Source organism: Streptomyces albus subsp. albus (assembly GCF_000719865.1).
Lineage (GTDB): Bacteria > Actinomycetota > Actinomycetes > Streptomycetales > Streptomycetaceae > Streptomyces > Streptomyces albus_E.
The window spans coordinates 76,801-98,490 of record NZ_JOID01000022.1; the positions used below are offsets into that span (position 1 = coordinate 76,801).

Annotated in this window: 16 protein-coding genes; 7 read left to right on the top strand and 9 right to left on the bottom strand. The window is 74.8% G+C overall.

Annotation, left to right across the window (positions count from 1 at the left end):
• Window positions 1-138 precede the first annotated feature (138 nt).
• The 3 genes from IF83_RS0122270 to IF83_RS0122280 all read left to right on the top strand — a co-directional run bounded on the left by IF83_RS0122270 (window position 139) and on the right by IF83_RS0122280 (window position 3,052).
• The gene (locus IF83_RS0122270; protein WP_030546871.1) at window positions 139-1,179 is read left to right on the top strand and encodes a zinc-dependent alcohol dehydrogenase family protein; all 1,041 of its coding nucleotides are present in this window, start codon (window positions 139-141) and stop codon (window positions 1,177-1,179) included.
• Window positions 1,180-1,246: 67 nt separating this feature from the next.
• Complete coding sequence (locus IF83_RS0122275; RefSeq protein WP_030546872.1) at window positions 1,247-1,912, top strand: CBS domain-containing protein; 666 nt, start codon at window positions 1,247-1,249, stop codon at window positions 1,910-1,912.
• 279 nt (window positions 1,913-2,191) lie between these two features.
• Window positions 2,192-3,052: a universal stress protein gene (locus tag IF83_RS0122280; RefSeq protein WP_030546873.1), complete on the top strand. Its 861-nt coding sequence runs from the start codon at window positions 2,192-2,194 to the stop codon at window positions 3,050-3,052.
• An 84-nt stretch (window positions 3,053-3,136) separates the two neighbouring features.
• Here the strand turns inward: IF83_RS0122280 and IF83_RS0122285 are convergent, their stop codons facing one another.
• Complete coding sequence (locus IF83_RS0122285; protein ID WP_030546874.1) at window positions 3,137-3,847, bottom strand: response regulator; 711 nt, start codon at window positions 3,845-3,847, stop codon at window positions 3,137-3,139.
• A gap of 445 nt (window positions 3,848-4,292) precedes the next feature.
• On the opposite strand from IF83_RS0122285, the gene IF83_RS0122290 reads away from it, so the two are divergent.
• On the top strand, window positions 4,293-4,769 hold the full coding sequence (locus IF83_RS0122290) for a pyridoxamine 5'-phosphate oxidase family protein (RefSeq protein ID WP_051723136.1): 477 nt from the start codon (window positions 4,293-4,295) through the stop codon (window positions 4,767-4,769).
• A gap of 223 nt (window positions 4,770-4,992) precedes the next feature.
• Window positions 4,993-6,192, top strand: a complete 1,200-nt coding sequence (locus IF83_RS0122295) for a globin domain-containing protein (protein ID WP_030546876.1) — start codon at window positions 4,993-4,995, stop codon at window positions 6,190-6,192.
• 231 nt (window positions 6,193-6,423) lie between these two features.
• On the opposite strand, the gene IF83_RS0122300 is transcribed toward IF83_RS0122295, so the two are convergent.
• The 5 genes from IF83_RS0122300 to IF83_RS0122320 form a co-directional block, all read right to left on the bottom strand.
• Window positions 6,424-7,104, bottom strand: a complete 681-nt coding sequence (locus IF83_RS0122300) for a vitamin K epoxide reductase family protein (RefSeq protein ID WP_244177169.1) — start codon at window positions 7,102-7,104, stop codon at window positions 6,424-6,426.
• On the bottom strand, window positions 7,101-7,886 hold the full coding sequence (gene narI / locus IF83_RS0122305) for a respiratory nitrate reductase subunit gamma (RefSeq protein WP_051723139.1): 786 nt from the start codon (window positions 7,884-7,886) through the stop codon (window positions 7,101-7,103). Before narI ends, IF83_RS0122300 begins: the two co-directional genes overlap by 4 nt.
• Window positions 7,883-8,683: a nitrate reductase molybdenum cofactor assembly chaperone gene (narJ, locus tag IF83_RS0122310; RefSeq protein WP_078843747.1), complete on the bottom strand. Its 801-nt coding sequence runs from the start codon at window positions 8,681-8,683 to the stop codon at window positions 7,883-7,885. The genes narI and narJ overlap by 4 nt, the downstream gene beginning before the upstream one ends.
• A gap of 5 nt (window positions 8,684-8,688) precedes the next feature.
• Window positions 8,689-10,242, bottom strand: a complete 1,554-nt coding sequence (narH, locus tag IF83_RS0122315) for a nitrate reductase subunit beta (RefSeq protein ID WP_030546880.1) — start codon at window positions 10,240-10,242, stop codon at window positions 8,689-8,691.
• An 88-nt stretch (window positions 10,243-10,330) separates the two neighbouring features.
• Window positions 10,331-14,029 carry a nitrate reductase subunit alpha gene (locus tag IF83_RS0122320; protein WP_030546881.1) on the bottom strand — a complete coding sequence of 1,233 codons (3,699 nt, stop codon included), beginning with the start codon at window positions 14,027-14,029 and terminating at the stop codon, window positions 10,331-10,333.
• 211 nt (window positions 14,030-14,240) lie between these two features.
• Between IF83_RS0122320 and IF83_RS0122325 the strand changes: the two genes are divergently transcribed.
• Window positions 14,241-15,533 carry a TIGR04053 family radical SAM/SPASM domain-containing protein gene (locus IF83_RS0122325; RefSeq protein ID WP_244177170.1) on the top strand — a complete coding sequence of 431 codons (1,293 nt, stop codon included), beginning with the start codon at window positions 14,241-14,243 and terminating at the stop codon, window positions 15,531-15,533.
• A gap of 162 nt (window positions 15,534-15,695) precedes the next feature.
• On the opposite strand, the gene IF83_RS0122330 is transcribed toward IF83_RS0122325, so the two are convergent.
• The 3 genes from IF83_RS0122330 to IF83_RS0122340 form a co-directional block, all read right to left on the bottom strand.
• Window positions 15,696-18,359 carry a multicopper oxidase domain-containing protein gene (locus IF83_RS0122330; RefSeq protein ID WP_030546883.1) on the bottom strand — a complete coding sequence of 888 codons (2,664 nt, stop codon included), beginning with the start codon at window positions 18,357-18,359 and terminating at the stop codon, window positions 15,696-15,698.
• Window positions 18,360-18,442: 83 nt separating this feature from the next.
• Entirely contained in the window at window positions 18,443-19,867 is a 1,425-nt protein-coding gene (locus IF83_RS0122335; protein ID WP_208605926.1) for a hypothetical protein, read from the bottom strand.
• Window positions 19,864-20,619, bottom strand: a complete 756-nt coding sequence (locus IF83_RS0122340; protein WP_107046847.1) for a helix-turn-helix transcriptional regulator — start codon at window positions 20,617-20,619, stop codon at window positions 19,864-19,866. The genes IF83_RS0122335 and IF83_RS0122340 overlap by 4 nt, the downstream gene beginning before the upstream one ends.
• A gap of 68 nt (window positions 20,620-20,687) precedes the next feature.
• Here IF83_RS0122340 and IF83_RS0122345 point away from each other — a divergent pair, with 68 nt between their 5' ends.
• Window positions 20,688-21,476: a DUF2249 domain-containing protein gene (locus IF83_RS0122345; protein ID WP_030546886.1), complete on the top strand. Its 789-nt coding sequence runs from the start codon at window positions 20,688-20,690 to the stop codon at window positions 21,474-21,476.
• The last annotated feature ends 214 nt before the right edge of the window (window positions 21,477-21,690 follow it).

Consider the following 21,690-nt stretch of genomic DNA (forward strand, 5'->3'; position numbering starts at 1 on the left):
CCGACGGGCCGTCACGGTAGGGACCGGACGGGGGACATGGGGCGCGGGGACCATCGGTCCCGGGCAGGTACCGCTCGGCACTGGGCGGCGCCTTCGCGCACGGCGGATGCTGAAGGTACGACGACGGAGGAACACATCATGCGAGCACTCGTCTTCCACGGTCCCGGCCAGTCCTCCTGGGAGACCGTCCCGGACCCCGGCATCCAGCAGGCCACCGACGCGATCGTGCGCGTCGACACCACGACCATCTGCGGAACCGACCTGCACATCCTCAAGGGTGACGTCCCGGAGGTCCGGCCGGGCACGGTCCTCGGCCACGAGGCCGTCGGCGTGATCACCGAGACCGGTGACGCGGTCGGCGCCTTCCAGGTGGGCGACCGGGTCCTGGTCTCCTGCATCTCCGGCTGCGGCCGCTGCCGTTACTGCCGCGAGGGCGCCTACGGGCAGTGCCTCAGCGGCGGCGGCTGGATCCTCGGCCACCTGGTCGACGGCACCCAGGCCGAGTACGTCCGCGTCCCGTTCGCGGACCTGTCCCTGCACAAGCTGCCGGACGAGGTGCCCTCCGAGCAGGCGATCCTGCTCTCCGACATCCTGCCCACCGCCTACGAGGTCGGCGTGCTCAACGGCCGGGTGACCCCCGGCGACACCGTGGTGATCGTGGGCGCCGGGCCGATCGGCCTGGCGGCCGTCGCCACGGCGCGGCTGTACTCCCCCGGCCGGATCGTCGCCGTCGACCTCGCCGCGTCCCGGCTGGAGGCGGCCAAGCGGCTGGGCGCCGACGACACCGTCCTGGCCGGCGAGGACGTCGAGGGCTTCGTCCGCGGCATCACCGACGGGCTGGGCGCCGACGTGGTCATGGAGGCGGTCGGTGTGCCGCAGAGCTTCGAGCTCTGCACCCGGATCGTCCGCCCCGGCGGGCACGTCGCCAACATCGGGGTGCACGGCAAGCCGGCCGCCCTGCACCTGGAAGACCTGTGGATCAAGAACCTGACGATCACCACCGGCCTCGTCGACACCTCGTCCACCCCGGCACTGCTGCGGATGCTGGCCGCCGGACGCCTGCCCGCCGCCGAGCTGACCACCCACACCTTCGCGCTCGACGCCATGGAGGAGGCGTACGACGTCTTCTCCCGCGCGGCGGAGACCGGAGCCCTGAAGGTCGTCATCAACCGGAGCTGACGGCGCACGGCCCGCCCGGCCCGCCCGGCCCCGCGCCCGCCCCCGCCGCACCGCAGAGGAGAGCACCATGCCCGCCGAGACCCCCCACATCGTGAGCGATGTGATGACACAGACGGTCGTCGCCATCGGCCGCGGCGCCTCCTTCAAGGAGATCGTCCGGATGCTGACGGAGTGGAAGGTCAGCGCCATGCCGGTGCTCGCGGGGGAGTCGCGGGTCGTCGGGGTGGTCTCCGAGGCGGACCTCCTGCCCAAGGAGGAGTTCCGCGACAGCGACCCCAGCCGCCGGGAGCAGATGCGGCGGCTGCCCGACCTGGCCAAGGCCGGCGCGACGACCGCCGAGGAGCTGATGAGCGCGCCGCCCGTCACCGTACGGGCGGACGCCACCCTCTCCGAGGCGGCGCGCATCATGGCCGTCGAGCACGTCAAGCGGCTGCCCGTGGTGGACGCCGACGGACGGCTGCAGGGCCTGGTGAGCCGGGCGGACCTGCTGAAGGTCTTCCTGCGGAAGGACGAGGAGATCGAGGAGGAGGTGCGGCGCACCGTCACCTCGTATCTCTTCCCGGACCCGGAGGCACCGGTGCGGGTCTCGGTGAGGGACGGCGTCGTCACCCTCAGCGGCAGGATCAAGGACACCTCGCTGGTGCCGGTGGCCGCGCGGCTGGCCCGTGCGGTGGAGGGGGTCGTCGGGGTCGAGTGCGAGCTGGGCCGGGCGGTCACCGGCCCCGGGGGCTGAACCGCCGCCCCGGGACGGGGCCGGTCGAGCCGGGGGGACACGGCCGGGGTGCCGCACGGGGCCCCGGCAGCGCCGTACCGCGGTACGCGCGCCGCCCTCGAACCCCGCGCCTCCGCCTCGCGGCCGTGTCCCGCCCCGTGCCGCGCCGGGCGGCCGGGTGCCCGCCGCGACGGTCCCGTGGCCGGAATTCCGCGCGCCGCGCGGCGGACCCCTGGGAGGGCCGGGGCGGGGGTGGCAGGGTGGCCCGGAGGGACGGACTCGCGCGAGGGAGGGCAGGACATGACGGACCGTCATGTGGTCGCCGGGATCGACGGTTCGCGGCCGGGCCTGGCGGCGGCCGAGTGGGCCGCGGCCGAGGCGGAGGCGCGGGGAACCGCCCTCCGCCTCGTCCACGTGGCACCCCCGGAACCGGAGGAACAGCCGCCGCCGCGCGCGGCGGAGACCTGGCGGCTGGGCGCGGAGCGCATGGTGCGCGGGGCGGTCGCGGAGATCACCCGGCGCCGGCCGGACCTGGACGTCGTGGGCGAACAGGCCACCGGCGCACCCGCTGCCGCGCTGGCCGCCGCCTGCGGCTCCGCCGGGCTGCTGGTGCTGGGCACGCGCGGGCTGGGCGGCTTCGAGGGGCTGGCGCTCGGATCGGTGGCCCTCGAGTTGGCCGGCGGGGCTTCCTGCCCGGTGGTGCTCGTCCCCGCGGCCCGGGCCGGGGAGGAGAAGGAACCCGAGGTCGTCCTCGGCCTCGACGCGCGCCGGCCCGCGGACGGCGCCCTGCGTTACGCCTTCGAGACGGCGCGGCGGCGCGGGGCCCGGCTGCGCGCGGTGCACGCCTGGAGCCTGCCCGCCCCGTACGCGGCGCCGTGGACCCCGTACGAGGTGCTGGAGGAGGAGCGCGGGGCCTGGGAGGACCAGGAGGTGCAGCTCCTCGACGACGCGCTGCACCGCTGGCGGGAGGAGTACCCGACGGTGCCCGTCCTCGCGGACGTGCGGCTGTTCTCCCCGGCCGAGGCCCTGGTGAAGGCGTCGGCGGGGGCGGGGCTGGTGGTCGCCGGACGCGGCGGCGGACCGGGCGCGGCGCTGGGCGGCGTACCGCACGCCGTGGCCCACCACGCCCGCTGCCCCGTCGCCCTGGTGCCGGACATCTGACCCGGCGCCCCCGCACGGGACCACGAAGGCGGGGCGGGTCCGCCCGGACCCGCCCCGCCTTCGTGACGCTTCCCGGCTCCCGGGTCAGCCGTGGGCGCGGCCGCGCGGCGGGTGCACGGGCTCCCGGGCCTCCGCCTGGGTGGCGATGATGGCGGCCTGCACGCGCCGCTCCACACCCAGCTTGGCCAGCAGCCGCGAGATGTGGTTCTTCACCGTCTTCTCCGCCAGGTAGAGCCGTTGGCCGATCTGCCGGTTGGTCAGCCCCTCCCCGATCAGGGTGAGGATCTCCCGCTCGCGGGCGGTCAGCCCCGGCAGGGCGTCCGGCTCCGGCTCCTTCTCCTCGTCGGAGCGGAGGCGGGCCATCAGCCGCGTGGTGGCGCTCGCGTCCAGCATGGACTGGCCGGAGGCGACCGTGCGCACCGCCGAGACCAGGTCCGTCCCCGAGATCTGCTTCAGTACATACCCCGCGGCCCCGGCCATGATGGCGTCCAGCAGCGCCTCCTCGTCGTCGAAGGAGGTGAGCATCAGACAGGCCAGATCGGGCATCCGCGAACGCAGTTCCCGGCACAGGCTGACGCCGTTGCCGTCGGGCAGCCGGACGTCCAGCACCGCCACGTCGGGGCGCAGCGCCGGCACCCGGACGAGGGCCTGCTCGACGGTGGCCGCCTCACCGATCACCGTCAGGTCCGGCTCGGCCTCCAGCAGGTCGTGCACGCCCCGCCGGACGACCTCGTGGTCGTCGAGCAGGAAGACCTTGACCGGTGTGTCTCCGGTGGCCCGGTCGTTTTCCGCCATCCATCGCTCCTCTGTCCGCGCCGCCCTTCGCGGGGCCGGCGGCGCCTTGCTGCCTACGGCGCGGGTGCGGCCCGCCCGGATACGCGGGCCCGGGCCCGGTCGCGGGCCCGCGCCGCGCACCCCCACCGTATCCGGTGCGGGAGGATCGCCGTATCGGTGTGTGCCGCCCTCTTCCAGCGGATACCCGCCGAGAAGGGACCGGAAGTGGGCGGCGGGCCGTCCGTTCCACCCCTTACGCCGGGAAAGCCGGGACCGTGCGGCGGGGGATCGGGACCTGTGGCCCCTCCCGCCCGGCCGCACGGCCGGTGGATGCTGGACCGCTGGGGCGGGCGTCGCCTCCGGCCGGACGGCCGGGGCCCGGCGCCGCCCCGGTACCCCGCCCCACCCGGCACCCGTGGGGCACATGCCCCGGCGCGGACCGCCGCGCCGTACCAAGGATGGACAGATGCACCGAGACAACGGCTTTCACGCACTCGACCGGCAGGAGTGTCTGCGGAGGCTGGCCACCGTTCCCATCGGGCGGATCGTCTACACCAGCGAGGCCCTGCCCGCCGTCCTGCCGGTCAACTTCGCCCTCGACAGCGACTACTCGGTGATCATCCGCACCTCGGCCGGCTCCCGGCTGGCGGGTTCGGTGAACGGTGCCGTGGTCGCCTTCGAGGCGGACCAGATCGACGCGGCCACCTCCAGTGGCTGGAGCGTGATCGTCACCGGCATCGCCCATGTCGTGACGGACCCGGCGGAGCACCGGCGGCTGGAGGTCGTCGGCCCGGACTCCTGGGGGCCGGTCGCCGACGGCGTGTACATCCTCATCGAACCCGAGTTGGTCACCGGGCGCGCCCTCGGCAGCCACGCCGATCTGATCGCTCCGCCCGAGCCCCGCGACGCGGCCTCCGCGGCCGGGCTCTGGACCATCCCGTAACCGGTGCGAGGGCCGGACGGCGACCCCGCGGGGGTGCCGTCCGGCCCTGATTTTTCCCGGGGCGAGCCGGGACTTCTGGCCCTGGTGTGCGGGACCTGTGTCCCGAGATCGCCCGCAGAGGTCCCATCGCCCCTCTGACCTCGTATTTCGGCTGCTATACACGGATTGGGCCGCCCCGCCGGGGAGGCCGGAACCCCTTCTCCTCACCCCCCTGGGAGCTGCCGTGCTGTCCGCCGAGTCCGCCGAGCTCGTCCGCGCCACCCTTCCCGCCGTCGGCGGGGCACTGGACCAGATCACCACCCGCTTCTACGGCACGATGTTCTCCGAGCGCCCCGAGCTCCTCGACGGGCTGTTCAACCGGGGCAACCAGGCCAGCGGTGTCCAGCGGCAGGCGCTCGCCGGTTCCATCGCCGCCTTCGCGACCTGGCTCCTGGAGAACCCGGACCGCCGTCCGGACGCCCTGCTGGACCGGATCGCCCACAAGCACGTCTCCGTGGGCATCACCGACGACCAGTACGTGATCGTCCACAAGTACCTCTTCGGCGCCATCGCCCACGTCCTCGGCGACGCCGTGACGCCCGAGGTGGCCGCCGCCTGGGACGAGGTCTACTGGCTGATGGCCGGCGCCCTCATAGCCCAGGAGGCCCGGCTCTACCAGACCGCGGGCGTCGGGCCCGGGCAGAACTGGCGGCGGTGGCGGGTCACCGACCGCCGCGAGGAGACCGCCGACACGGTCTCCTTCGTCCTCCGCCCGGCCGACGGGGAGCCCGCTCCCGAGGCCCGCGCCGGGCAGTACGTGAGCGTCAGCATGGTCATGCCCGACGGCGTACGGCAGCTCCGGCAGTACACCCTCTCCTCCGCCCCCGGCGAGGACGAGCGGCGCATCACCGTGAAGCGGGTCGACGGCGAGGACGCCCCCGACGGCGAGATGTCGAGCCTGCTCCACTCCACCGTCCGGGTCGGCGACGAGCTGGAGCTCTCCCCGCCGTTCGGCGACATCGCCCTGGAGGACTCCGACCGGCCGCTCGTGCTGGCCTCCGCGGGCGTCGGCGTGACGCCCATGGCGGCCATGCTGGCGCACGTCGCGGCCGTCACGCCCGAGCGCGAGGTGCTCGTCCTGCACGCCGACCGCTCGCCCGCCGACCACGCGCTGCGCGGCGAGACCCTGGAGCTTGCCGCGAAGCTGCCCGCCACCCGCGCCCTCTTCTGGTACGAGAACGGTGCCGAGGAGGCCGGGGCCCGCTCCGGCCTGATGGACCTCTCCGAGGTGGAGATCCCCGCGGACGCGCAGGCCTACCTGTGCGGCCCGCTGGAGTTCATGCGCGGCGTCCGGACGGACCTGCTGCGGGCCGGCGTCCCCGCGCGTGACGTCAAGTACGAGGTCTTCGGCCCCGACCTGTGGCTGGCCGAGCCCGCGGCCTGAGCCCGCTGCCCGGCCCGGGCTCCGGCTCCGCCGGGAGGCGTTCACCTCCCCGGACGCGCACCGGCGACCGCAGGCGCCCCGTCCCCCGCGAACAGGCGGGAGGCGGGGCGCCGCCGTGTGTGCCGCCGTGCGCGCTGCCGGTCCGCTGCGCGAGGAGGCCGGCCGTCCGCGGGAGCGGTCCGCGGACGGCCGGCCGGCGCTGCCTGGAGCAGAGGGGAGCAGAGGCGCGACTCAGACGAGACTGGTCCAGTACGACCAGAAGCGGGTCAGGATGAACACGGCGATCACCGCGTACCAGCCGAAGAGCAGCAACCAGCGCACGTCCAGCACCGCCTCGGCCGCCTTCCGCCGGTGCTCCGGCACCGGGAGCACCCCGTTGCGCAGTGCGTCCGTCAGCAGCGTCCAGAAGAGGGCGATGGTGACCACCCAGATCAGCATGCAGTACGGGCACAGCTCGCCGAGGACGTAGAGCGACTGGTAGATCAGCCAGTGGGCGAAGACGACCCCGAGGAGGGCCCCGCCGCCCAGCAGCAGCCACAGCCAGCGGCGGAACCGTGCCCCGGCCAGCACGGCCAGCCCGAGCGCCCCCACGACGGCGAAGACGCCGAGCCCCCACAGCATGTTGGGGACCCCGCCGAAGGCCTCCGACTGCCAGGTCCGCGCGATGTCGCCGCAGCCGATGACGGGGCTGATGTCGCAGGCCGGTGCGTAGGACGGGTCCTCCATCAGCGCCCAGGAGTCCCGGGCCAGGCCGAACGAGGCGAGCCACCCGAGGACGCCCGCCACCGTGATCAGGACGGCCGTGAAACGGCCCGCGCCGATGCCGTCCCCGTCGGGGGCGGTCATCGGCGCGGGCCGGGCGGAGGCGGAGTCCGGTGCGGAGTCCGGTGCGGAGGCGTGCCGGGCGGTCACCGCCGGGCCCCCTGCCGCTCCCGGGGGCTTCCCGCCGGGACTCCGCGCCGCCGGGCGGGCGGTGGCGCCGACGGACGGTGCCGGTAGACCAGATACGGCCGGGACAGATACGCGACCGGCGCGCTCCACACGTGCACCAGGCGCGTGAACGGCCAGACGGCGAAGAGCAGCAGGGCCGACAGGGCGTGCAGCTGGAACAGCAGCGGCGCCCCGGTCATCGCCTCCGGCAGCGGCTGCAGGGTGAACAGCCCGCGGAACCAGGGCGAGATGGTGGTGCGGTAGTCGTAGCCCCCGCCGAAGACGTTGTGCGCGGCGGTCGCCGCGATGCCCAGCAGCACCGTCGCGGCGAGCACCGGGAAGAGCACCTTGTCGGAACGGTCGGTGGTGGTGCGGATCCGGTGGGAGAGCAGCCGGCGGGCGCTGAGCATCCCCAGCCCGGCCACCATGGCGATTCCGGCGACCGTGCCCAGCCACACGGCGGTCACGTGGTACATGTGCTCGGTGATCCCCACCGCCTCGGTCCAGGAGGCGGGGACGAGAAGACCGACGGCATGGCCGCCGATCACGGCGAAGGCGCCCAGGTGGAACAGCGGGCCGCCCCAGCGCAGCCAGCGGTGCTCCAGGAGCTGCGTGGTGCGGCTGGTCCAGCCGAACTGGTCCCTGCGGTAGCGCCAGACGTGGCCCACCAGGCAGATGGCGAGCGCGGCGTAGGGGATGGCCACCCACAGCAGGAGGTCGCCTGCCGTGGTGGCAGCGGCGAGTTGGCCGCCGGCGAAGGTCATCGGAGGTTCTCCCTGCTGGTCGGAGCGGTGGAGGGATCGGCGGACGCATCAGCGGCCGGAGCGGGCACCGCCCGGGTGGGCGGGGCCGGGACCGGGGGCGTGAAGGTGCCGGGCGGGGCGAACACGCCGCCGTCGAACGGGTCCATGCCCACGTCCTCCGCGGGCGGCCCGGCCGCGGCCAGTTCGGCCACCGCCCGCAGGTCCGCGTCGGTCGCCGGCGGCAGCAGCGACAGCACCGCGGCCAGGACGTGCTCGTACGGGGAGTCCGCCGCGCCCAGGGAGCGGCGGATCAGCTCCAGCCCGCGCCGGTGCCGCCGCAGCGGTGCCTCACCGGCCGCCGTGCCGGTCAGCGCGGCGTACTCCAGCACGACCGGCAGGTGGTCGGGGAGTTCCCCGCTGCCGCTCTCCCAGCCGGTGGCCCGGTAGCACTGGGCGAGCGTCAGCAGCGCCATGCCGCGCCGCCGGGTGTCGCCGTGCAGGTAGTAGGTGAGGTAGAGGCTGCTCTTGCGCCGCAGGTCGAACACCTCGACGTAGTGGCGGCGCATGTCGTCCGGATCGGTGGCGGTGAACCACTCGGTGAACGCGGCCAGTTCGGCGGCCGCGGCGGAGTCCGGCAGCGCCCGTACGGAGCTGCCGAGCACGGCCCGGGCGGCGGCCAGCTCGTCGTCCGGGTACTGCAGCAGGAGCGAGCAGAGGCGGAGCAGCAGACCGCGGGTCTCCCGCTCCTCGGGGGTGAGGTCCGCGGGCCGCCGGGCGGCGGGGCGGATCCGGGTGCGGACCGCTTGCAGCGGGTTCAGAGGGCTCACGACAGTCCTCCCGCCAGTCCGCCGGTCTCCGGGGCGGCGTCGCGGCGGCGGATCCTGGGCAGGCCCAGCATCACCTTGCCGCTCGCGGCCGGCTCGTCGCCGGAGCTCTCCACCGGGCAGCGGTTCTCCATCGCGCTGAGCGCGGCGGCGTCCTCCTTGTGCGCGGCGGGGATGACGTAGCGGTCCTCGTACTTGGCGATCGCCAGCAGCCGGTGCAGGTCCTCCGCCTCGACGGCGTCGAGCCCCACCGCCGCCAGGGCGGCCTCCTCGCCGGTCTCGCCGAGGTTGACGGCGCGCATGTGGCTGCGGAGCGCGGTGAGCTTCATCAGCACCCCGGCGACCACGTCGGTGTCACCCGCGCTGAACAGGTTCGCCAGGTACTCCAGCGGGATCCGCAGCCGGGTCACGGCGGCGAACACGTGGTCCGGGTCGTCGGCGTTGCCGCCCGCCTCGCCCACCGCGTCGAGCACCGGCGACAGCGGCGGCACGTACCAGACCATCGGCAGCGTGCGGTACTCCGGGTGGAGCGGCAGCGCCACCTTGAACCGGGAGATCAGCGCGTACACGGGGGAGCGGCGGGCCGCCTCCAGCCAGTCCTCGGCGATGCCGTCGCGGCGGGCCGCGGCGATGACCTCCGGGTCGGACGGGTCGAGGAAGACGTTGCGCTGCGCGTCCAGCAGGTCGTGCTCGTTCTCGACGGCCGCGGCCTCGCCGACCCGGTCGGCGTCGTAGAGCACCAGGCCGAGGTAGCGCAGCCGGCCCACGCAGGTCTCGGAGCACACGGTCGGCTGGCCCGCCTCGATGCGCGGGAAGCAGAAGGTGCACTTCTCCGCCTTGCCGGTGGCGTGGTTGACGTAGACCTTCTTGTACGGGCAGGCCGTGACGCACATCCGCCAGCCGCGGCAGCGGTCCTGGTCCACCAGGACGATGCCGTCCTCCTCCCGCTTGTACATCGCGCCCGACGGGCACGCGGAGACGCAGGCCGGGTTGAGGCAGTGCTCGCACAGCCGGGGGAGGTGGAACATGAAGGTCTGCTCGAACTCGAACTTCACCTTCTCGGCGAGCGAGCCGCGGAGGTTCGGGTCCGCGGCGGCGGTCTCCTCCGCGCCGCCGAGCCCGTCCTCCCAGTTGGGGCCCCAGGTGATCGCGGTGGGCTCGCCGGTCAGCACGGAGCGCGGGCGGGCCACCGGGACGTGCGTGCCCACGGGGGCGTCGACGAGTGTGTCGTACTCGTAGGTGACCGGCTCGTAGTAGTCGTCGATCGACGGCAGGTCGGGGTTGGAGAAGAGCGACAGCAGCCGCTTCACCCGGCCGCCGGACCGCAGCACCAGCCGGCCGCGGCGGTCCAGCATCCAGCCGCCCTTCCAGTGGTCCTGGTCCTCGTAGCCGCGCGGGTAGCCCACGCCGGGCTTGGTCTCGACATTGTTGAACCAGGCGTACTCGACCCCGGGCCGGTTGGACCAGGTCTGCTTGCAGGTCACCGAACAGGTGTGGCAACCAATGCACTTGTCGAGGTTCATCACCATGGCGACCTGTGCCATGACTCTCATCGTGCTGCTCCGCTCTGGGCGCCGGGGGTCCGGGCGTCCGCGATCCGTGGGGCGGGGGTGCGTGGGGCGGTGGTCCGTGCGCCGGCCATCAGTAGTCGACCTGCTGCGCACGGCGGCGGATCACGGTGACCTCGTCGCGCTGGTTGCCGGTCGGGCCGTAGTAGTTGAAGGCGTACGTGAACTGGGCGTAGCCGCCGATCAGATGGGACGGCTTGAGCAGCAGCCGGGTCAGCGCGTTGTGCGTGCCGCCGCGCTTGCCGCTGACCTCGGTCCTCGGCACGTTCACCGTGCGGTCCTGGGCGTGGTACATGTACACCGTCCCCTCGGGCATCCGGTGGCTGACCACGGCCCGGGCGGCGACGACGCCGTTGCGGTTGTACGCCTCCACCCACTCGTTGTCGCGGACGCCTATGCGCTCGGCGTCGGCGGAGCTCATCCAGATCACCGGGCCGCCGCGGGACAGCGCCAGCATGTACGCGTTGTCCTGGTACTCCGAGTGGATCGACCACTTCGAGTGCGGGGTGAGATAGCGGACCGTGACCTCCGCCCGGCCCTCCTCGCCCAGGTGCTCGTCGCCGTAGTGGCGGCGGGCGTCCAGCGGCGGGCGGAACACCGGGAGCTGCTCGCCCAGTTCGGCCATCCAGTCGTGGTCGACGAAGAAGTGCTGCCGGCCGGTGAGGGTGTGCCAGGGCTTGCGCTGCTCGACGTTGATGGTGAACGGCGAGTAGCGCCGCCCGTCCGTCTCGCTGCCCGACCACTCGTACGAGGTCATGACCGCGCGCGGCTGGGTGCGGGTGTCGGCGAAGGTGATCCGCTCGCCCTCCCGCTCCGCCGAGAGATGGGCCATCTCCGTCCCCGTCCGCTCCTCCAGGGCGCGGAAACCCTCGGTGGCGAGGCGGCCGTTGGTGGTGCCGGAGAGGGCGAGGATCGCCTCGCACATGTGGGAGGCGGTGGCCAGCGACGGCCGGCCGTCGGCCGCGCCGCCGCGCACCGCGCCGTTGCGCCGCCGCAGCTCGCCGATCTCGCGGTTGGGATGGACGGTGACGCCCTTGGTGGTGGTGCCCAGGGTGTCCAGCAGCGGGCCGACCGCGCGCATCTTGTCGGCCACCGCCGCGTAGTCGCGCTCGATCGTCACCAGCTTGGGCATGGTGCGCCCGGGCACCGGCTCGCAGGCGCCCGTCTTCCAGTCCCGCACGATGCCGCCGGGCTGCGCCAGCTCGTCCGGGGTGTCGTGGGTGAGCGGCACCGCGAGGACGTCGGTACGGGTCCCCAGGTGGTCCTTCGCCAGTTCGCTGAACCGGTCGGCGATGGTCAGGAACGTGTCGTAGTCGGTCCTGGCCTGCCAGGGCGGGGAGATGGCGGGGGTGAAGGCGTGCACGAAGGGGTGCATGTCCGTGCTGGACAGGTCGTCCTTCTCGTACCAGGTCGCCGCCGGCAGCACGACGTCGGAGAAGAGGCCGGTGGAGGTCAGCCGGAAGTCCACCGAGACCATCAGGTCGAGCTTGCCCTCCGGGGCCTCCTCGTGCCACGTCACCTCCTCCGGGCGGCCCTCGGGCGGGGTCTCCGCGGAGCGCACCGCGGAGTCCGCGCCCAGCAGGTGGCGGAGGAAGTACTCGTTGCCCTTGCCGGAGGAGCCCAGCAGATTGGCCCGCCAGACGGTGAGGACGCGCGGGAAGTTGGCCGGGTCGTCCGGGTCCTCCGCCGCGAACTTGAGCTTGCCGGACTTGAGCTGGTCCACCACGTGGGCGGGGACGTCGCGCCCGGCGGCCTTCGCCTCGTCGGCGAGGTCGAGCGGGTTGCGGTCGAACGCCGGGTGGCCCGGGGTCCAGCCCATCCGCACCGCCTGGGCGAGGCAGTCGGCGAACGCCCGGCCGGCGAACCGGCCCTCGCCGAGCGGCGAGGAGAGCTCCTCCGGCCCGAACGCCTCGTACCGCCACTGGTCGGTGTTCATGTACCAGTAGGAGGTGCCGGTCATGTGCCGGGTCGGCCGCTGCCAGTCGAAGGCGAACGCCAGGTGCTGCAGCCCGGTGACCGGGCGGACCTTCTCCTGACCGACGTAGTGCGCCCAGCCGCCGCCGTTGACTCCCTGGCAGCCGGTCATCGTGGTGAGCGCCAGGAACGCCCGGTAGATGGTGTCGGAGTGGAACCAGTGGTTCGTCCCCGCCCCCATGGCGATCATCGAACGGCCCTCGGTGCGCTCCGCGTTGCGGGCGAACTCCCGCGCGATGCGCGCCGCCTGCACGGCCGGCACCGAGGTGACCGTCTCCTGCCAGGCGGGGGTGTACGGCTCGGAGGCGTCCTCGTAACCGGTGGGCCAGCGGCCGGGCAGGCCCTCGCGGCGCACGCCGTACTGGGCGAGCATCAGGTCGAAGACGGTCGTCACCAGCCGCCCGCCGACCCGGCGCACCGGGACCCCGCGGACCATCGAGGAGCCGCCCTCGGTCGCGCCCTCGTCGAAGCGCGGCAGGGACACCTCCACCCGGTCCTCGGCGCGGTCCTGCAGGGTGAGCGCGGGCACCGTGTCGCCCAGCTCCAGATTCCACTTGCCCTTGCCCTGCTCGCCCCAGCGGAAGCCGAGCGAGCCGCCGGGGACCACCGGCTCCCCGGTCGTCTCGTCCAGCAGCACGGTCTTGAACTCGGGGTGCTCCCCGCCCTCGCCGAGGTCGGCGGCGGTCAGGAAGCGGCCCGGCACCAGGGAGCCGTCCCCGTGCTCGCGCAGCGTGATCAGGAACGGGGCGTCGGTGTAACGGCGCATGTAGTCGCGGAAGTACGGCACCTCGCGGTCGACGAGGAACTCCTTCAGGACCACATGCCCCATCGCCATGGCCAGGGCGCCGTCGGTGCCCGGGTGCGGGGCCAGCCACTCGTCGGCGTGCTTGACGTTGTCCGCGTAGTCGGGGGCGACCGCCACCACCTTGGTGCCCCGGTAGCGGACCTCGGTGAGGAAGTGCGCGTCGGGCGTGCGGGTGACGGGGATGTTGGAGCCCCACATCACGAGATAGCCGGCGTTCCACCAGTCGGCGGCCTCCGGGACGTCCGTCTGGTCGCCGAAGGACTGCGGGGACGCGATCGGCAGATCGGCGTACCAGTCGTAGAACGAGAGCAGCGTGCCGCCGATCAGCGACAGGAAGCGGGTGCCCGCGGCGAAGGACGCCATGGACATCGCGGGGATCGGGGAGAAGCCGGCGGTGCGGTCCGGACCGTAGGTCTTGACGGTGTGCACATGGGCGGCGGCGATCAGCTCCGCCACCTCGTCCCAGTCGGCGCGCACGAGCCCGCCCTTGCCCCGCGCCCGCTTGTACGCCCGCGCCTTCGCCGGGTCCCCGGTGATCTCCGCCCAGGCGGCCACCGGGTCGCCGAGGCGCTTCCGGGCCTCCCGCCACATCGTCAGCAGCGTGCCGCGGACGTACGGGTAGCGGACCCGGCTGGGGGAGTAGGTGTACCAGGAGAACGAGGCGCCGCGCGGGCAGCCCCGCGGCTCGTACTCGGGGCAGTCCGCGCCGATCGACGGGTAGTCGGTCGCCTGGTGCTCCCAGGTGATCAGCCCTTCCTTGACATAGACCATCCAGGAGCAGGAGCCGGTGCAGTTGACCCCGTGGGTGGAGCGCACCACCTTGTCGTGCGCCCAGCGGCCCCGGTAGAAGTCCTCCCACCGGGGGTCGTTCTCGCCGTACACCGCCCGCCCGTCCGCGGACACCTCACCGCGCGTCAGCAGCCGCCGTGCGGACAGGGGCCAGTTGCGGCCGGGGGCGTCGCCGCCGGAGTCTGCGGTTCTCTCGTTCGCCATGACCCAGAAGCTAGATCGCGGAGAGCCGTCCCCATCAGGGCCGATGGTCCCCCCGGAACGTCCGGTAGGTCCTCCGGCACGGGCCCGGCCGGGCCCGATGGCACGGTGCGGAGAGGACCAAGGTCCCGGTCGGCGATCCCCGGACGGCCGCCGCCGCGGGAGGCGGACGGTGCGCATGCTGGAGCGGATGCCACTCAGGAGGGACCGAACCATGACCGATCACGGACCGGCCGGCGGCAGCATGCCCGGCACCGCACCGGCCGGCGGGGCGGATACGGCCGCCGCGCCGGCACCCGGCCGCGCTCCGGCGCGCGGGCCGCGCGCGCTCCGCAGACAGCACCAGAACGTCGCCGAGCGGCCGTTCATCGTGATCTGGGAGTCCACCCGGGCCTGCCCGCTGGCCTGTCTGCACTGCCGCGCCGAGGCCGTCACCCGGCGCAACCCCGGTGAGCTGGACACCGCCGGGGCCGAGGACCTGCTGCGCCAGGTGGCCGCGTTCGGCCGCCCGGCACCGCTGTTCGTCATCACCGGCGGCGACCCCTTCCAGCGGCCCGACCTGCGGCATCTCGTCGCGTACGGCACCTCGCTCGGCGTACCGGTGGCCGTCTCGCCGTCCGGCACGCCGACCCTGACGCCGGAGAACCTGGCCGGGCTGCGCGAGGCGGGCTGCACGGGCCTCTCGCTCAGCCTGGACGGCTCCACCGCCGAACGGCACGACGGCTTCCGCGGCGTGCCCGGCGTGTACCGGTGGACCCTGGACGCCTGGGACGAGGCGCGCCGCCTCGGGATGAAGGTGCAGATCAACACCACGGTCAACCGCGGCAATCTGGACGACCTCCCGGACATCGTCCGGCTCGTCCGGGAGCACGGGGCGATGCTGTGGAGCGCCTTCTTCCTGGTGCCCACCGGGCGCGGCCGGCTGCTGGACGCCCTGACCCCGCAGGAGGCCGAGGACGTCCTCAACTTCGTGTACGACGTGGGCCTCACCGTGCCCGCCAAGACCACCGAGGCGCACCACTTCCGCCGGGTGGTGCTCCAGCGCCGCATCCTGGAGGCCCGGGGCGCCGACCACGTGCCCGCGCTGCGGCTCGGCCCGCTCTACGAGAAGCTGCGCGCCCGCGCCGGTGAACTCGGCCTGCACACGGCCGTCCGCAACGCCCGCCGGCCGCCGCTGGACGTCAACGCGGGGCGCGGCTTCGTCTTCGTCTCGCATCTGGGGACGGTTCACCCCAGCGGCTTCCTGCCGCTGGGCGCGGGCAGCGTGCGGGAGCGCCAACTCAGCGAGATCTACCGGGAGTCCGAGCTCTTCACCGGCCTGCGCGACCCGGACCGGCTCGGCGGCCGGTGCGGCCGGTGCGAGTTCCGCACCGTCTGCGGCGGCTCCCGCTCCCGTGCGTACGGCGTCACCGACGACCCGTACGCCGAGGAACCCTGGTGCGGCTATCAGCCGGGTTCCTTCCCCTACCAGGAGGAACTGGCGGAACTGCTGCCCGGGGCCCGCTGAGGCGGGGCGGCGGCCCGGACGGCGACGGGGCGGTACGCGCGGGTGCTCCGCGCGGACCGCCCCGTCGCGCGTCCGGGAGACGTCCGGGCCGCGCTCGGAGCCGCGGGCGCGCGTGCCGGTGCGGGGCCGCCCCGGACCGGGCGGCCCCGCGTGGCCGGCCGGTCAGCGGCGGACCTCGAACACCCCGTGGGCGCCCCGCTCGGCATCCGTCATCCGGTGCGAGACGAAGGGGTAGCTGCCCTCCTCGGGGAAGGTCAGTTCGACGAAGCCACCCGAGGCGGGGGCGAGGCCGAGGACCTGGGCGCCGCCCTTCCCCGGGTCGTCCGGCCGCAGGCGGTAACTCCCCTCCTCGTACAGGGTGTCGAACTGGCCGCCGACGACGTGGAAGGCGGTGTCCCGGTTCGGTCCGGCCGCCAGCACCCAGACGCGCACCCGTTCGCCGACGCGCGCCGTGAGCGGATCGTGGTCGTACTGGCTCGCGTAGCCGTTGAAGACGACCGCGTCCGGCTTCTCCGCCGCGATCTTCGCCGCGTCGGCGGTGCCGCCCTGGGCGCCGAGGTACAGCTCCGACTGCACCAGCAGATACTCGCGGTCCACCTCCGGCAGGTCCGGCGGGTCGATCACCACGGCACCGAACATGCCGTTGGCGATGTGCGTGGACATGGGCATCGTCGAGCAGTGGTACATCCACACCCCGCTGCGCTTCGCCGTGAAGCGGTACGTCAGCTTCTCGCCGGGCTGGATGGTGCGCATCGGCCGGTCCGGGGCCAGCGCCCCGGCGTGGAAGTCGACCGAGTGCCCGATCGAGCCGTCGTTGACGAGCGTGATCTCGAAGACGTCACCGACCCGTCCGCGCAGGACGGGGCCGGGCGCGGTGCCGCCGAAGGTCCACAGCGTCTGCCGGACCCCCGGTGCCACTTCCCGTTCGGTCTCCTGGACGGTGAGCGTGCGCCGGTGGGTGCGGGGTTCCGGCCCGCGGGCGGCGGGTGGGAGGGCGGCGTCCCGGGCCTCGAAGCCCTCGGCGGGCTCCGCCATGGGGTCGAAGTCCCGCGCGGCACCGTCCGCGTTCGCGTCCGCTCCGCCCGGTGTGTGCCCGGCGTGGCCGGAGCCCGCGGGGTCGCCGGCGTCCTCCGGGCCGGCGGCGGTGTCCTCGCCGCCGGTGCCGCCGCCCGTGACGTTCACGGCGAACACCATGCCCATCTGGCGGTGCCCCACCACCGAGCACCAGCCCTCCAGATCGCGGCCGACGACCCCCGCGTCGAGCGTCTCCCGGTCGCCCGGCGCGAGCCGCCCGGTGCGCTTGCCGGACTCCAGCACCAGGTCGTGCTGGTCGGTCCCGGTGTTGCGGAACTCCACCACGAGGCGGTCCCCGGCGGGGACGTCGACGGTGCCGGGGGAGAACCGCATGTTCTTCACGGTCACCTCGACGGTGGTGGTGTTCCCCGTGGGCGTGACCTCGCCCCCGTCCTCGGTCGCCGACGGGGAGCCGGCGAGCACCGGCAGCGAACGGGTGTCCAGTGCCGCGCCCCCCGCCACGGCCAGCACCACGACGGCCAGCCCGGCCGCCACCCCGCCGAGCAGCCGGTGCCGGTCCGGGCCGGCGGGCGGCCCGGGGAGCGGCCCGGGAGCGGGCGCGGACCCGTCCGGAGCGGGGGAGCGGCGGGCCTTCCGGCTCCGCAGCACCGTACGGACGAGCAGCACGAGGAAGTGCACCAGCACCCACAGCAACACCATCGAACAGACGACCCGGACGGTCGAGGGCACCGGCAGCAGGCACAGCAGCAGCGACAGATTGCCCGCGGTGAGCCGGGCCGGCCAGGCGCCCTCCAGACCGGCGGTGGCCGTCCGCACGGCCGCCGGCCCGCCGCCGAGGACCACCGGGACCAGGAAGCTCAGCGCGCCCAGCAGCACCTGCGCGATCCACCCGGCGGCGAGCGGGGCGGTCAGCGAGGGCGTGCGCTCCACGACGACGGCCCACGACGGAGCCGTGACCAGCACGGCCGCCAGCGCCGCCAGGGACCCGGCCAGCCAAACGCACCCGAGCGCCACCGACCAGGGGGCGAAGGCGCGCGGCGGCTTCACCCGGGCCTCGCGCAGCCACGGCGCCCCCGCGCGCACCAGCCCGGCCGCGTACAGGAGCACACCGGCCGCGGCGGCCGGCGGCGGGCCGGCCAGCGCCGCGGCCACCGCCAGCGCCAGTCCGGCGACGAGCACGGGCAGCGCCCGCCGCGCGGCCCGCTCCGCTCCGTCGGCCACCCGGGTGCGCAGCATGGTCGGCCAGAGGGTGATCAGTGTCCCGGCGATGGTGAGCCCCACCCAGCCGAGCAGATTGACGAACTCGTGCGCCACCAGCAGCCGCGCGGTGAGCTCGCCCGAGTAGCCGCCGCGCGCCATGAGAACGCCCAGGACGGCGCCCGCGGGCAGCAACGACGAGGCGGCGACGTAGTAGCGCACCGTCATGGAGAACCGCGCGGGCAGCGCCCGCTTGAGCAGCCGCACCAGCCACACCGCGTGCGTCAGCACGGCGGCCCCGACCGCGCCGCCGCCCGCGAGGACCACCGGCCACAGCCCGGCCACCATCCCGGCGACCACGGCGACCGCCCCCGCGTTGAGCACACCCAGCCGCCACGCCGCCGGAGCGCCCCGGTCGGCCTCGGGCAGCCGCAGCACCGACGCCGCGAAGTGCCCGGACCAGATGACGATCGCGTTGCTGACCGCGCCGAGCAGCAGCAGATGCACCAGCAGCCAGCGGGCCACCGGGACGAAGGGGTGCACGAGCACCCCGACGACGAACAGCCCGAGCCAGCCGGCCACGACGGCGTTCACCCCGAGATGCCAGGAGGCACGGGCGGAGGGGCCCGCCGGTGAGGTGGGCGGCCGGCCGGGCGACGGGGGAGAGGAGAGCAGAGTCACCGCGGGACCTCCGGGTGTTCGGTGCCGGGCCCGCGGCCCGGTGTGCTGGGTGCGGGATCCGTTCCGACGGGGGCCGGATCCGGGGTGCCGGGTGCGGGCCGGGCGTGCCCGGCTCCGGCCGCGGTGCCGCCGGCGCGTGCCGGTGCCGTGCCGGGGGAACGGGCATCCCCGGCACGGCGGTTGCCGGGACCGGACCCCGTCCGCCCCGCGCGGACCGAGAGCGTCGCGGCCGTGGCGACGAAGAGCAGGACGGCGGTGATGTTCAGCGCCCCGCCGAGCCGCCAGGCCGCCTCCGACCCCCGCAGGTCCCCGATCAGCACGCGCAGCGCCAGCGAGAGGTGGAGCAGCCAGGCCGGGCCCGCGAGCACCCGGTGGTAGGGCAGCGGCCGGCGCAGCACGGCGGGGAGGATCACCGGCGCGTGCGCCATGATCATCGACAGGACGAAGCCCAGGAAGACGGCGTGCACCACGGCGTCGTACCGCGGCCCCTCCGCCACCGGCCCGCCCACCAGCCACAGCGCCCCCGCCAGCCCCAGCCAGGCGTAACCGGCCAGCAGGCAGGCGGCGGAGAACCGCGGCAGGCCGGACGAGCGCAGCATCCGGCGGGCCACGTCGTGCGCGGTGAGCCAGCCGACCAGCGCGAGCAGCGCCAGGCCGAGCAGCGCCGAGCCGGCCCCCGGCCACAGCAGGGTCACGACCGCCCCGGCGAGCACGGCGGTGGCGGCGGCCAGGAAGGCGTCCTCCGTCCGCGGCGCGAGCAGCGCCACCCGGGCCAGTTCCAGCCGCTCACCGGCGATGGTCAGCACGAGGAAGGCGGCGAGCCAGGGCAGCAGCCGGGGCACGTCGAGCCCGCCCAGCCACAGCAGCGCCGCGCCGAGCGCGGCCACCGCGCCCGCCCCCTGCGCCAGCAGCGCCGCGCCCGGCTGGCGCCGCCAGAAGCGCGCGTACAGGGCGAGCAGCAGCGCCGTACCGGCCACCAGCAGCAGCCGTCCGGCGCGGAGGTCCACCGGTGCGACGAGCAGGAGACCGCCCGCGCCGAGGCAGGCCGGGGAGAGGTACGCCCAGCGGCTGCCGAGGGCGACGGCCCGCTCCAGCGCCACCAGCGTCCCCGCGAAACCGAGGACCAGCAGCATGCCGTGCACCTCGGGCAGCCGGTCGGCGGTGAGCGGCGCGGGCAGGTCCAGCAGCATCAGGGCGGCGTCCAGCCCGAGCAGTAGCGCCAGCCCGGCGGGCAGCAGCAGGACGGCCCGCCGCGCTCCCGCCTTCCGCGCCTCCGCGCTCCGGGCCGCCGGGTTCCGGGGCACGGTCCCCCGTGCCTCCGTATCCGGGGTTCCCGCGCTCCGGGCTGCCGTCTCCCGGCCGTCCGCGTCCCCGGCGTCCTCGGCGGCCGAGCGCCGCGCACCGGCGTCCGTGCCGCTCACCGGGACTCCCCGCCGTCCGCCGGGGCGGTGGCACCGCCCCGTGGCGCGAGCCCGTCCGGTCCGGACGGACCGCCCGGCGGGATGCCCAGCCGGAGCCGGCAGGCGTCCGGTTCCGCGAAGGGCGCCAGCTCCACCTGCTCCGGGTCGCCGCCCAGCGCCGCCATGCCGCCCTTGGCCAGCCCGGCGTGAACGGAGCAGATCACGCCCGGGTGCTCGCGGACGGCCTCGATGAACGGGCAGCGCGGCAGCCGTGCCCCGTGTCCGTCCTCGTCGGGTTCCGGCGCGAAACCGATGTCGCCCAGCAGGGTCAGCACCCGCCCGCGTGCCTCCTCCGGTGTCCGGGCCGGCTCCTCGCCGGAGAGCAGGGCATGGCCCCACTCCTCACCGGCCGCGAGGGCGTCCGCCCGCGGATCGGCGCTGGAACGGGCGATCTGCCCGGCCAGCACGGTGGCCAGTCCCGCGTACTCGCGCGCGGCGGACTGCTGCGGCGGCCGGGCGCGGTAGCGCCACGCGGGGCGGCCGCGGCCGGCGGCCGGGGCGCGCTCGCGCACCGCCAGGCCGGAGCCGACCAGCGCGTCGAGATGCTCCCGCACGGTGTTGGAGTGCAGGCCGCAGAGCTTGGACAGCACCGTGACGGTGACGGAACCGGTCTGGCCGCGCAACTGCTGGAGCACGGCACCGCGCTGCCGCGACAGGGGCGGCCGGTCGTCCGGTCCGCCACCCGGGCGGGGACCATTATTTTTCACGGACATGTCCGGAGTATATTGCAGTCACCGGACCCGGTCGGCCCCGGCCGGCCGCCAATGCTGGAGGATTCGCCATGAGCACGATCACCATCGCCTCGGACCCCGAGGACGCCGCCGCCGTGGAGGCCGTCGAGGCACACCACACCCACCTGGCCGGTGAGCTGGCCGGACGGGTTTCCGTCCTGCTCGACACCGCGGCCCGCAACCCCGAGGACGCGGCGGAGGTCCGGACGCGCCTGGTCGCCTTCTGCGAACGCGAGCTCCTCCCGCACGCCACCGCCGAGGAGAAGGCCCTCTACCCGGCCGCCCACGGCACCACCGAGGCCCGGCTGCTGGTCGACGGCATGCTCGCCGAGCACCGACGGCTCGCCGCGCTCGTCGCCGCCGTCCGCACCGCGCCCACCGTGGTCCACGCGGCGGCCGAGGCGCGGGCCCTCCAGGTCCTCTTCGAGGAGCACCTGGAGAAGGAGAACACGCTGATCCTGCCGCTGATCGCGGGATCCGCCGAGATCTCCCTCGCGGAGCTGCTCGCGGGCATGCACGAGATGCTCGGAGGCCACGAGCACGGGGAGGACGGCGAGCAGGCGGAGGCGGGCGGCTGCGGCGGCCACTGCGCCTGCGGCGAGACCGAGGAGGCCGCGGACCCCGAGCTCGACGTCCGCGAGGTCCCGCACGCGATCCGTCACGCCACGGTGTTCGGCGCGCTCGGCGCCGTTCCGGCCGGCCGGGCGATGGTGCTCGTCGCCCCGCACGACCCGAAGCCGCTGCTGGCCCAGATCGAGTCCCGCAACCCGGGTGTCTTCTCGGTGGAGTACCTGGAGCGCGGACCGGAGGCCTGGCGCCTCCGCCTCAGCCACCGCTGACCGCGCCGGCCGGTGAGAGCCGCCGGGGCCGCCGACCGATGCCCCGGCGGCCCCGGCCTCGGCGCGCCCGGGCCCGCCCCGCCTCGGGCGGGCCCCAACGGGTCCGCCGCGGCACTTGGTTGACGGTGCCTCATGCCGTCGGGACCCGGGCCGCGGAGCCGGACGCCGGGGTTTCACGGCGCGCTCCCACCCCTCGCCCCACCCCCACCACGCC